A 12458-nucleotide genomic window follows, 5' to 3' on the forward strand; every position below is an offset into this window, starting at 1 on the left:
ACAAGTGTTAACAAAATGTATTTCGCGGCAAGGAGTGTCAGTGTCTAAGGGTGAACCTGAATGACAGACCGTACGCATAGCGAGGAACAGCTTCAGAATATAAAAACTGAAAATGAACGCTTGCACAAAGTCATCGCCCGACTAAAGGGGTTGACCCAAAAGTATCGGTCTGCTGAAGTCGTACAAAAAGCGCTGTTCCGAATATCGGAACTGGCGGCTTCTGCGCGCGAAATGGACAACTTTTATCAGTCTCTGCACGAAATTATCGGCGAGCTGATGTACGCCCGTAATTTTTATATTTGCCTTTACGAACCTCAGGAAGAGCTGGTCGATTTTGTTTATTTTGTCGATGAAATTGATCAGGACACCTTATTTGAACGCATTCCTATAGAGCAATTGAAGAAAGGCTTAACGGGTTATGTTTTGCGAAAAGGCCAGTCTTTGCTTTGCCCGCCGGAAGTGTACCAACGCTTAATTGATAACGCCGAAATAGAAGGCTTAGGGGCAGAACATCAGGACTGGTTAGGTGTTCCGTTAAAACGTGGTGACGTGACCATAGGTGTTATGGTGGTGCAGAGCTACAGCGCTGACGTTCGTTATGACGCCTCAGATGAAGATTTGCTTACCTTTGTATCGCAACACGTGGTGAATGCGCTCGAGCGTTTAAAGCAGCGCGACTTAATGCAAAGCGAAATAGAGCACCAGACAGCTGAACTACGCCATGCGAATGAAAGCTTAATGAGCGAGATTACCATTCGTGAAAGGGCTGAGCAGCAAACCTCGGTGCTCTTTGCTATTTCCGAGCTGACCAATACCTCTGACGATATGAACGCCTTTTATCGGCAGTTGCACAGGCAAATCGGTAAATTGATTCATGCCGACAACTTCTTTGTCGCGCTTTTATCAGACGATAAAAAGTTTATACATTTTCCCTACCATGTGGATGAAACAGGCGCTAAAGCCGAACGCCGACGAGCCGGTAAAGGTTTAACCGAATACGTTATTAAAATGCGTGAACCGGCCTTTATCGACGCCCCTGTACGTCAAAAACTTCTGAAGAAAAACGAGATAGAGCTGGGCTATGGTGGTATGAAGCTGGCTAAGCAATGGCTCGGTAGCCCCTTAATGATGAACGGGCAGGTGTTTGGGGTTATTGCGGTCCAGACCTACGACGGTGACTTCTTATACCATAGTGATGATTTAGAACTACTGAACTTTGTTTCGCAGCACGTTGCCGTGGCCATTGACAGAAAACGCTCAGCGGAAGAAATTCAGCGAGTAAACCAGTTCCTTGAAAAGAAAGTGGCGGAGCGTACCGAAGAGCTGGTGTCCGAAATAGAACGACGGAAAAAAACCGAATCCAGCTTATTCCACGCAGCGCACCACGATAACCTGACCGGCTTACCTAACCGCATATTGTTCAATGAACGTTTGCAGCAGGCCGTGGCACATAAACGACGGCACCCTGAGCACCATTTTGCGGTGCTATTTGTTGACCTGGACCGCTTTAAAAATATAAACGACACGCTTGGGCACTCTGCCGGCGATGAGTTCTTGCTGGAAGTCAGCAAGCGTATTGGTGACTGCGTACGTGACAACGACATGGTGGCGCGTTTAGGCGGTGATGAATTCGTTATTCTGCTGGATACCATTACCAGTATTGATGACGCTAAAGACGTTGCCAAGCGCATGATCCAGCAAATGAGTGAACCTTTCCATCTGAACGGACAAGAGCATTACTCCGGCGCCAGTATCGGTATTGCCGAGTGTCTGGAAGAGACCGATTCGGCTGAACGGCTGTTACGCGACGCAGATGCCGCCATGTACCAGGCTAAAGGTATGGGGCGCGGGCGCTACGTATTATTTGATGACAGCATGCATGAAAACTTAGTGGACAGTGTTCGTAAAGAAACGGCGCTGCGCCATGCGAAAGTTGAGAAAGATTTCGCTGTCAGTTTTCAGCCAATAGTGAATTTAACAACAGGCGAGGTCAAAGCTGTAGAAGCTAAATTGGTGTGGGAAGACCCGCGCTACAGCTTTAAAAGTGAAGAGTTGTTACCTCTGGCCGAGCGCACTGGCCTTATTGTGAAGCTTGACCGCTTTGCTTTACGGGCAGCCAGCCAGTGGCTTGTTGAAAATAGTGTCAGTGCTGAAACTATGCTGCACCTGAATTTATCTGTGCGGCATTTATTGAAAACCAGTCACCTGAATGAGCTGGTGAATATTGTGACTGAAAGCGGTGTTAAACCAGAGAACATCGCACTGGAATTTGATGAAACCGACCTGGTCAGAGACGGCCGCCGGGTACTGGCCAGTTTAAGACGGCTTTCCGAATTTGGCTTTAAGCTGGTTATAGACAATTTTGGCAGTGGCTCCGGGCCGCTTCAGTTCTTGTATAACTTTCCGTTTACCATACTTAAGCTGGACCACCATTATATTGCTCGTTTGAGCAGCAATAACAGGGCGCAGGCCATGTTAAAGCACATTGTGACCTTGTGTCATGAGCTCGATATTGCTGTTTATGCCGATGGACTGGAAACTGAAACGCAAAAAAATGATGTGGAAAAGCAAGGTGTTATGATGGGGCAGGGCAGCTTCATTGACGAAAACTATGAAGGCACTGTAGCCAAAGACGACGACACCTCTTTCGTATCAGCTTAGTTGTGCGCTACTTTTTCAGAGCGTTCTTCAACATTTCCAGACCCTGACTTCGTTGCTCTTCACGTTCCTCGTCAGATTTTTGCTTGCGATGTTCCCATTCTAAATCGTCCTGCGGTAACTCCAGCAAAAAGCGGCTGGGTTGTGGCTCCGTTTTTTCTCCAAACTGGCGGCGCTCCTTAGCCATAGTAAAGACTAACTTATGCTGGGCGCGGGTAATGCCGACGTAAGCCAGACGGCGTTCCTCTTCAATGTTATTTTCATCAATACTGCTTTGGTGTGGCAATAGACCCTCTTCCATGCCCACTAAAAATACTTGTGGAAACTCCAGACCTTTAGAAGCGTGCAAGGTCATTAGCTGCACCTGTTCAAACTGCTCGTCGTCTTCGTTACGGGACATCATATCGCGCAGTGACAAGCGGCTGACCACCTGATTCAATTCCATGGGTTCATGTTCGGCGTCGCCTTTTAGCATGTCCGATACCCAGCGGTGCAGTTCGTACACGTTTTTAATCCGCATTTCGGCGGCTTTCGCGCTGGGGCTTTGCTCAAACAACCAGTCTTCGTAGCCAATTTCGCTTAGCAGTTGTTTTACTGCGTCACTGGCGTCTTCCTGATGATCGGCTCGGCGGGCCAGGGTATCTATCATGTTGCGGAACACGTCCACATGCTGAAACACACCGGTGCTAAGCTGCGTTTTTAAATGGGGCGACTGACAGGCTTCAAATAAACTACAGCCTAACTCCTGCGACAAACGGCCAATACGCTCAACGGTCTGCGGGCCAATGCCGCGCCGCGGGGTATTAATAATGCGCAGAAAAGCGGTGTCGTCGGTAGGGTTCACCAGCAGCCGCAGGTACGCCATAATGTCTTTGACTTCCGCGCGGGCAAAGAACGACTGACCACCGGTAATTTTGTACGGAATGCGGTTGTTCATCAGGGCTTTTTCAAACAGACGCGACTGGTGATTACCCCGGTACAAAATCGCAAAGTGGTGATACGGCGTTTTGCGAAGGAACCGTTGTTTTACAATTTCGGCAACCACACGCTCTGCTTCATGCTCTTCGTTACGACCAAAAATAACGCTTATCGGCTCGCCGTACTGCATTTCTGAGAACAGCTTTTTCTCAAATACGTGCGGGTTGTTCTCAATGAGAATATTGGCGGCTTTCAGAATACGCCCGTGCGACCTGTAATTCTGCTCCAGCTTCACCACGTCCAGCTGTGGGAAGTCCTGCTTCAACAAGGCCAGGTTTTTAGGCTGCGCACCACGCCATGAATAAATGGACTGATCGTCGTCGCCCACCACGGTAAAGCGAGCGCGTTCGCCCACCAGTAACTTGACCAGTTGGTACTGGCTGGTGTTGGTGTCCTGATATTCGTCCACCAATAAATACTGAAACTTTTTCTGCCAGCGTGCGCGGGCGTTCTCGTTGGTTGCCAGTAACTGGGTCGGCAGGCGGATCAAGTCATCAAAGTCCACGGCATTACAGGCGCTCAGGTTATTCTGGTATTGCTGATAAACCTGAGCAAAGGCCTTTTCCTGATCGTTCCCGGCTTTTTGTAGAGCCAACTCCGGCGACAGCATGGCGTTTTTCCAGTGGCCTATCTGGTGCTGACAGGCTTGAATCAGCGCTTTGTCGCCCTCAAATACATCTTCAGTCAGGGCGTTAAGCAGGGCGTAGGTGTCCTGGTCGTCAAATAATGAAAAGCCGGGCTTAAACCCCAGGGTGCTGAGTTCCCGACGAATAATATTCAGCCCCAGAGTATGAAAGGTGCACACGGTTAAACCGCGCAGCTGCGCTTTCGGCAGAGTTTGCGCTATACGCTCTTTCATTTCTTTGGCGGCTTTATTGGTAAAAGTTACTGCACCAATTTGCCGGGCAGTGTAAATTTGCTGGCGGATCAGGTACGCAATTTTCTCCGTTATTACCCGGGTTTTGCCACTACCGGCGCCGGCAAGCACCAATAAAGGGCCCTGGATGTAATGTACAGCCTGGTTCTGGCGATCGTTCAGCATGGGCGCCGCGGAGTTCCTGATTCGTGAAAAAGCTGATAAGAAGCTCGGATTTTACCTGAATCTCCTGCTAAGCTAAACGCATAAGCAACGATTTACACAAAGAGAGACTTATGGACAACAAAACAATAGAGAATATTGCTCGCCAAATTAACGACAGCATGCCTGCCGGCGTCAAAGAACTGGCCGGCAATATGGAACAGCGCGTTAAACAAACCCTGCAGTCACAGCTATCTAAGCTGGACTTAGTCACCCGCGAAGAGCTGGACGTACAGCAGCAAATGTTACTGCGCTTACGTGAGCGTGTTGAACTGTTAGAAAAAGAGCTGGAAGCGACCAAGAACCAGAACAAGGACTAAGTCAGACGTATGATCCAATGGATTAGTGGGAAAGTTGTCGAGAATTACCGTTGGAGTTCTGGCGTTTTCAGTTTAAGAGTTGTGGCTGAGCCGTTTGATTTTAAGGCCGGGCAGTTCGTCCGTCTAGGTCTGAATGTGGGGGGCGAGCAACTGTTGCGCGCCTACTCGCTGGCCAGCGCACCGGGCGAAGCCATACTGGATTTTGTCATAGCCGAAGTGGAAGACGGCGAGCTCAGTACTAAGTTAGCCAAGCTGCAGCCCGGCGATAACGTGGATATTACCCAGCCCGCTGGTGGTTTTTTCACGCTGGACGAAGTGCCGGACGGCGACAGCTTGTGGATGCTTTCTACCGGAACCGGCATTGGTCCGTTCATTTCTATGCTAAGAACCGAAAAGCCGTGGGAACGATTTAAACGGATTAATCTGGTGCACGGTGTTCGTGTGGCAGAAGACCTGGTTTATCAGGGGCAAATAGAGCAGTGGCAACAAGAATACCCCGGGCAACTGGGCTACCAGCCGGTGATTACTCGTGAAAACATTCCGGGTGCTTTCTCTGCACGTATTCCTGAACTGATCAGCTCTGGTCAATTAAGTGATGCACTCGACACACCGCTGAATACCAGCGCGCAGGTGATGCTTTGTGGTAACCCCGACATGATAAAAGAGTCACGCGCCGCGCTAGCTGAATTGGGGCTTGCTAAAAACACTCGGCGTAAGCCTGGTAATGTTACGTCTGAAAACTACTGGTAATGGTTATATTTGAAACGTTTTCAAGGTGTTTGGGGCGGCAAACTTAATCGCCACTAGTTCACTTTCTTCATTATCTCTATAGCCTGATTTAGCAACGCCTTAAGGCTAGCTCCTACGAAATTGGGCTTTAAATTTCTCCAATCGGCTTTTTGCCTGCTCGTTATCAGTGAATGCGAACTGGCCAGACTCTAATTTCTGGAATGCCTGATTGACTTGTTCTGTAAGCCAGTTTTCCTGCGATAGCTGTTTTCGACGCTCTACTGCCTTCTGCGGCGCTAAGCGCTTTGTTTGTTCATCAATACGAAACTGAATTTTTGTTCCCATGATGGTTCTCTTATAAAAGTGCAGGCATAAATGCTAGTGTGCTTTGGAAGTATTATCAAATTATAGCTCTCAATTTATTCGTCAAACCTGGAAACTTGTCACTATCGTTATATTCCAAAAAATAGCAGGTCGATAGCTGCGGTGATTCTATCTCTGTCGTGGGATAAGTCGTCGACCACGTGAGTAAGCTGAGTTCTTGAAATACTGGCCATATCTTGTGTCATCAATGCGAATGTCTTTCCCTCAACGGTAACATCCGGGTTCAGCTTGGTGAGTTGGAAGGATTCAGCCAGCGGAGCGGGTATCAAAGGTATCACTAAGGTTGTCGCTAAGGCTGACAGCAGGTCACTCTGCACATCAATAAGATAGGGGTAGGTTGTGCGTGTCGCTGTATTGTTATTGGCGTAGACGGCGAATTGACTCATTAGAATTTTCGCACGCTGTCGCTGAATGTTCCGTTGCGCTCTACAAATTGATTATACGCTTCCATTGCGTCAGAGTTTTCCTTCAGCCAATGCGCTTGTTCTTTTAAACGAATTTGTTCCTTCAATGCAGACTCAAGTGTCGCCGATAAATTGATATCAAGCGATTTTGCTTTTGCCAGAAGTTCAGCGTTAATACTGACATTTGTCGGCTTCTTTGCAGGAGAAGCAGTTGTGTAAGCAGCCATTTTATCACCTGTTATTAAAAATTCGTAATCCATGCGCATCAACTATGCGCATGGATTATAGCAGAGTTAACTTCAGATGGTTAACCCTTTATCCTTGAGGCTTCATATCAGGCTGGTGATGAACACTGATTAATTCAGATTGAACTGTGTTGTCGCTATTTCTTCCAGCTTGTCATAAGGGATGTAACCAGGCATTACCTGCTGACCAATGATAATAGTCGGTGTGCCGCGAAAGCCTAAATCGCGAAACGCCGACATATTTTTGCGGATAACCGCCTCGCTCTCGCCGGACGGTGACAAAAAGGCCTCGGTACTCGTGACTTGCGCAACACTTTGCAGTGAATCAGCGGTGTGCATGCCCGACTTTTTCATCATTAAGTTGTGAGCTTCAAAGAATGCCTTAGGGTCATTGCGCCAAAGGTTTAGCCCATAAAGAGCTGAGTTGGTTTTGAGCCCATCAACCTGCTGTTGGCGCAATGGCACAAAAATGTTCACAACCTGAATAGACGGGTATTCCTCAATCAGTTTATGAAGGCCAGGCTCTAACTTCTTGCAAAACGGACAGTTGTAGTCGGTAAACACAATGATTTTATGTGGCGCGTCTTGGTCACCTAAAATTGGATGTGCCGCCGACTGATACAGCCATTCCTGATGGTTAGCAAAGGCGTTTTTCTGCTCACTTTGCTGTTCTAAAAAGCGCTGTAAGCCTCGGTGAATGTTTGGAATAAGCTCCGGATTTTCACGTAACAGCTGTTCTACTTTCTCTAAATCTTCTTCTTGTTGTGGGTTTAAATCTTGCGAAAATACGTTGCTGCTAAAGATAAAAGCAACAACGAAAAACGTTTTATAGATAAAATTCATACAACTTTCCTACTTAAAAATGAGTTACTTCAAAAAAACTGGTGAAACCAAAGACGAATAAACAAACCGGGAGGTGTTGTGACTCCGGTTGTCGCCGAAACAATGTCACCGTTTTCAATAATGATGATGGTTGGCGTGGCAGATACCTGCCAGCCATTTGAGACGCGGTTGAGGTTGTCGTTAACAATAGGGAACTCATACCCTTTCGCCTGCGCGTAGCGCGTCAGCTTGTGGTTGTCGCCAGAGCGCAGTGCCACGCTAATGGTCGGGTAGTGGTTGCCAACGTAATCAACCGTAGGCGATACCGCCGGGCAAACAGGGCACCAGGTTGCCCAGAAATACAGCACAACCGGGCTGACCTTACTCATCTCGCGTAAGTTATATTGCTCGCCGTTTATGTCCGTTAGTGACGACAGCTCCGGCGGAACAGACTCCGGCACGTCACTATTACGAAAGGCATCGACTACGAAAGCGACGACCGAGAACAGCACAATATAAAGCGCTGCGGTTCGTAGCCGCTTTGCCCATGACGGCTTCACTTTGCTATTGCTCACGAGCATCCTCCAGCGCGTCCATAACTTTATCTTTACTGAGTACTACGGGCAGGGTTATACCGTCCGGAGCGCCGGGTCCGTAAACTTTGTTAAAGGGCACACCAAAGGTATTGTTTGCCTTTAAGTATTGGGTAATGCTCTCGTTGGCTTTGGTCCAGTCGCCGCGCAGGCGGGTGACGTGCTCCTTACCTAAGGCTGTAAATACCGGGTCTTGCAGTAATACGCCGACTTTATTGGCCTGGCAGGTCACACACCAGTCTGCGGTCACATCCACAAACACGGTTTGGCCATTGGCAACGGCTTCATCAATACGTTGCTGGGTTAGTGGCTGCCATTGGTGGTCCTGCGGTAGTTTGTTGACCCAACGGTCTGCGGTAAGAATTAACGTCGTACCGACAACGGCAGCTAATACCAGAAAGCCACCAATGGATAAAAACAGCGCCTTACGGCCATGCACTTTACCAATAATCACCAATGTCAGAACCGATAAACCGACGGTTAGCGCCAGGAATAACTCGTTGCCGATAAAGTTTTTCAGCAAGGTTGTCAGCCAGACCGTGGTTGCCAGCATCATAATGGCGAAAACGGGTTTCACCCACTGCATCCAGCGACCGGGTTTGGGCAGTAATTTTGCGGTTCTCGGGAACACGGCTATAAGTAACCAGGGTAGCGCCATACCAACCCCAAGCGCGGCAAAAATCAGCAGAATAACCGATGACTCAGCAGCTAATGCAAAGGCCACTGCGGTGCCTAAAAAAGGCGCTGTACAAGGTGTTGCCAAAACGGTGGCCAGCATGCCTTGCAGGAAGTGCCCTTTGTAGCTGTCATCGCCGGCGGTTGCGGCACTGGTACTCAAAGAAGACGGCAATTTAAACTCAAAGGCGCCCATTAAGTTCAGTGCGAACAGCCAGGTAATAGCCACGAGTGCGGCAATAAAGTAAGGGTTCTGAAATTGAATACCCCAGCCGACAGAACCGCCTGACCAGCGAAGCGCCATAAGCCCCAGGGCAATGACCAGAAACGAGCTGATAATACCTAATGACGACGCGAAAAACTGCTTACGCACGACCTTCGGTTCTTGTACTCCTGACAGCATCAGGCTCTGAACTTTCAAACCCAGTACCGGCAACACGCAAGGCATAATGTTCAAAATAAGCCCACCAGCTAATGCCATAAGTAAAATGGCCCACAGCGGCGGTGCGTTATTAGCAATAGTGCCTGCGGTTAGCTGAATCTTATATTCAGCGGCAAACTTTTCATCACTGACTGTCGCTATAAGTTCAGCGCCGTTTAGGTCCGGCAGATCCAGCCAGTGACTAACGTCAACATTCGCCGTGAGCGAATTGCTTTCCACCTGAATATCTGGTGATGAAAACTCTGCGTCGGCCAAAGTCTCGTCGTTGCTGTGTATAAACAGCTGTGGGTTTTGCCAGCCACTGTCACGCTCTATGGTCAATTGAACGCGCTGGTTGGCGTCGGACCAAATAGCCTGCTTCACGTTATTGCTGTCGTATTCGCGAGGCACCTTGCCCGTGGCCTGATTAAAGGCAAACGCGCGATCACTGTCGACGGTCAGGGTGTCCAGATCAACGTGCAAGTCAATTGGGTAGTCCGTTAACACACAAACGGTGGTACAGGACGACATAGTCAGTGTACCGCTAATGTTTGCCTGCCGGGCATCGGGGCTTAGTTGTACCATTAACGGAAAGGTCAACGATCCCTGATACCCAACGGTATCAATACCCTGAATGCTGTAGCGCGAGGGCACCGGCCAGTGCCACTCAATATCGTTAATATTGGCTGATTTAGCCCAGTCAAAGGTTGGCGGTATGCCGCCTTCGCCGGGTGAACGCCAGTAGGTTTTCCAGCCTTCATCCAGCTCAACATGCAGCAGGGCGGGTAGTAGGTTGCGCTCAGCTTCATAGTGGCCGGTCAGTTCTAGCTTCACCGACACCGGTGGATGATCTTCATGACTCAGCCAACCGGTAGACGGCGTTTCTGCTAGGCTTTGCGCGCTGTAAATCAGCAGCGCAGCAATAAGCGATACGAGCCATAACGGTAAAATTTTATTCATACATTACTCCTGAAGTTAGTATTCCAAAGGTAAAAACCTGTTGGAAGCCTTACTCCAGAAAGCAACAAAATACGGCGTGGGGTCGCCTTTTACAGGAAAAGAAAAAGAGGGGAGGCGCTAATTGCTTGTTCACAGTGGCTTTCAGCGCCAAAGTCAGAAGAACAAAGAAAGACAGTGCCGCGTAGGTTATGTCTGACTTGAATTGTTGCAATAAGTGCGTTGTCTTGTCGCAGTCGGCTTCGGCGCCTTCGTGTTTTGCTTCCAGGTCCGCATGGCTTCCTACAAGCTGTTCAGCCGCGGGTGCAGCCTGATGCTTAGGACAGCCTTCCAGCCAACCAAAGTTTTGTCCCCAACACAGCATAAAAACCAGGAATAGCAATGGTGCTATATACCGACCTTTTCGACACTGTTGATTCAGTTGGTGGAACATGGCTTTTGGTGACCCTTGGTTATTCGGTTTACTCTTAATTAAGGCAAGATGATGACAGAAGTGGGTATAAAAGCAAGTGAGAGAAGGAATGATATCGGTCGTTGCTTGAAGTGTTTAGCTTACAGACAGGAATTTCCCCAAGGCTTATAGTTACGCCGTTGTTTAGTCACGGAGAGACAGATGGCGTTAGCGCGAGTTTATACCCGGGCATTGATAGGTATTCATGCGCCGGAAATTCGGGTTGAAGTGGATCTGGCAAGGGGAATGCCAGGCTTTACTATGGTCGGCATGCCGGCAACCACGGTTAAGGAGGCTCGTGATCGGGTCAAAACCGCCTTGATGAACGCGGGATTTGAATACCCGCCAGCCACGCGTATTACAGTGAATTTGGCGCCAGCGGATATCCCCAAAACCGGGGCGCGTTATGATTTGGCCATAGCGGTGGGGATATTGGCGGCTTCGGGACAAATACCGGACAGTATTTTAGAGCAAGCAGAATTCTATGGTGAGCTGGCGTTAACCGGCGAGTTGCGGGCTGTGAATGGTTTAATCCCAGCCTTATTGGCGTGTCGTAATAAAAAGCGGCAGGCGTTTGTGCCTATTGCTAACGAGCAGGAAGCCGGGTTAGTACGTGAACAAAAGAGCTGGTTGTCGGCCGATTTGGTCAGTGTTTATGAACATTTGCACGATCACCAGCCACTGAGGGAATCAAAGCCGATAAATTGGGCAAAGGAATCATCGAACCATGATGGCGACTTAGCCGACGTGGTTGGGCAGGAGCAGGCAAAACGAGCTTTGTTGTTGTCGGCGGCCGGTAAGCACCACTTGTTGTTCGTCGGGCCGCCAGGTACGGGAAAAACCATGCTTGCGCAACGGCTTAATGGCATATTACCTCCACTGACCGAGCAGGAAGCCATGGAAATTGCTGCGGTGAAGTCGGTGTCTTTTGATTACCATCATGCGGAGGCGTTAACACGGCGCGAGCTGCGAAATCCGCACCATACCTGTACAGCCGCTGCGCTTGTGGGAGGTGGAGCGGGTAATTCTGTTCGTCCGGGAGAAATATCCTTAGCAAACAACGGGTTATTGTTTTTAGATGAGATGCCCGAGTTCAGTCGACATGTATTGGACTGCTTACGTGAACCACTCGGAAGCGGTGAAATTACCATTAGTCGTGCAGGATACAACGTCAAATTCCCGGCTAACTTTCAGCTGGTTTGCGCGCTGAACCCTTCGCCCTGCGGTCAATTCGATGGCTCCTTAGCTAACTGCCGTTCTACCCCGGATCAAATCTTAAAATACTTAAGTAAACTCTCAGGACCGCTGTTAGATCGTATTGATATACAGGTGATGGTGCCCCGAGAGAGCGAGTCTATGAGTTTAAAGGGGGCAACTAAGCACAAGACTCAGCCCATGACCTCATTACAAGCAAAAAGCTTAGTCGAGAAAGCTCGGCATCGCCAACTAATGCGACAAGGTTGCTTAAACAGCGAGTTAAAACCAAAAGTGTTAAAGCAGATATGTTTTTTGTCTGAACAAAGCGAAGCTTTTTTGGCAAAAGCGGCCGAGAAAATGAAATTGTCGCATCGGGCCTATCACCGAACACTTCGTTTAGCCCGAACCATTGCCGATTTAGCCGACAGCAAAAAAATAGAACAACAGCATCTGGCAGAGGCATTGAATTATCGTGCGTTGGATCGGCTTATCGAGCAGGTGCAGAGCTTATGATGCTGCCGCATCAGGTTCGGTCCCAATTTATTT

General features: G+C 48.9%; 12 protein-coding genes. 4 read left to right on the forward strand and 8 right to left on the reverse strand.

What is annotated here, in order from left to right; genetic code table 11:
* The first annotated feature begins 60 nt into the window (after positions 1–60).
* On the forward strand, positions 61–2661 hold the full coding sequence (locus DEU30_RS09795; protein WP_034818980.1) for a diguanylate cyclase: 2601 nt from the start codon (positions 61–63) through the stop codon (positions 2659–2661).
* 7 nt (positions 2662–2668) lie between these two features.
* On the opposite strand, the gene rep is transcribed toward DEU30_RS09795, so the two are convergent.
* Positions 2669–4678: a DNA helicase Rep gene (rep, locus tag DEU30_RS09800; RefSeq protein ID WP_034818978.1), complete on the reverse strand. Its 2010-nt coding sequence runs from the start codon at positions 4676–4678 to the stop codon at positions 2669–2671.
* A gap of 110 nt (positions 4679–4788) precedes the next feature.
* On the opposite strand from rep, the gene DEU30_RS09805 reads away from it, so the two are divergent.
* Both DEU30_RS09805 and DEU30_RS09810 read left to right on the forward strand, forming a co-directional pair.
* Positions 4789–5034: an accessory factor UbiK family protein gene (locus tag DEU30_RS09805; RefSeq protein WP_011233471.1), complete on the forward strand. Its 246-nt coding sequence runs from the start codon at positions 4789–4791 to the stop codon at positions 5032–5034.
* A gap of 9 nt (positions 5035–5043) precedes the next feature.
* Positions 5044–5784 carry a ferredoxin--NADP reductase gene (locus DEU30_RS09810; protein ID WP_051018720.1) on the forward strand — a complete coding sequence of 247 codons (741 nt, stop codon included), beginning with the start codon at positions 5044–5046 and terminating at the stop codon, positions 5782–5784.
* 105 nt (positions 5785–5889) lie between these two features.
* On the opposite strand, the gene DEU30_RS09815 is transcribed toward DEU30_RS09810, so the two are convergent.
* The 7 genes from DEU30_RS09815 to DEU30_RS09845 form a co-directional block, all read right to left on the reverse strand.
* Entirely contained in the window at positions 5890–6108 is a 219-nt protein-coding gene (locus DEU30_RS09815; RefSeq protein ID WP_034818974.1) for a hypothetical protein, read from the reverse strand.
* Positions 6109–6215: 107 nt separating this feature from the next.
* Positions 6216–6533: a CcdB family protein gene (locus DEU30_RS09820; RefSeq protein WP_034818972.1), complete on the reverse strand. Its 318-nt coding sequence runs from the start codon at positions 6531–6533 to the stop codon at positions 6216–6218.
* Positions 6533–6811 (reverse strand): type II toxin-antitoxin system CcdA family antitoxin, encoded by a 279-nt coding sequence (locus tag DEU30_RS09825; protein WP_227016370.1) that lies wholly within the window; start codon positions 6809–6811, stop codon positions 6533–6535. The genes DEU30_RS09820 and DEU30_RS09825 overlap by 1 nt, the downstream gene beginning before the upstream one ends.
* Positions 6812–6907: 96 nt before the next feature.
* A complete protein-coding gene (locus DEU30_RS09830; RefSeq protein ID WP_011233474.1) occupies positions 6908–7639 on the reverse strand; it encodes a DsbA family protein in 732 nt (243 codons plus the stop codon).
* 29 nt (positions 7640–7668) lie between these two features.
* Complete coding sequence (locus DEU30_RS09835) at positions 7669–8193, reverse strand: protein disulfide oxidoreductase (RefSeq protein WP_011233475.1); 525 nt, start codon at positions 8191–8193, stop codon at positions 7669–7671.
* Positions 8183–10267 (reverse strand): protein-disulfide reductase DsbD domain-containing protein, encoded by a 2085-nt coding sequence (locus DEU30_RS09840; protein ID WP_011233476.1) that lies wholly within the window; start codon positions 10265–10267, stop codon positions 8183–8185. Before DEU30_RS09840 ends, DEU30_RS09835 begins: the two co-directional genes overlap by 11 nt.
* 49 nt (positions 10268–10316) lie before the next feature.
* Positions 10317–10697 (reverse strand): hypothetical protein, encoded by a 381-nt coding sequence (locus DEU30_RS09845; RefSeq protein WP_011233477.1) that lies wholly within the window; start codon positions 10695–10697, stop codon positions 10317–10319.
* Positions 10698–10877: 180 nt separating this feature from the next.
* Between DEU30_RS09845 and DEU30_RS09850 the strand changes: the two genes are divergently transcribed.
* Entirely contained in the window at positions 10878–12425 is a 1548-nt protein-coding gene (locus DEU30_RS09850) for a YifB family Mg chelatase-like AAA ATPase (protein ID WP_011233478.1), read from the forward strand.
* The last annotated feature ends 33 nt before the right edge of the window (positions 12426–12458 follow it).

Origin of the sequence: Idiomarina sp. 017G (genome assembly GCF_004362265.1) — a bacterium.
In the GTDB taxonomy this organism is placed as follows: Bacteria; Pseudomonadota; Gammaproteobacteria; order Enterobacterales; family Alteromonadaceae; genus Idiomarina; species Idiomarina loihiensis.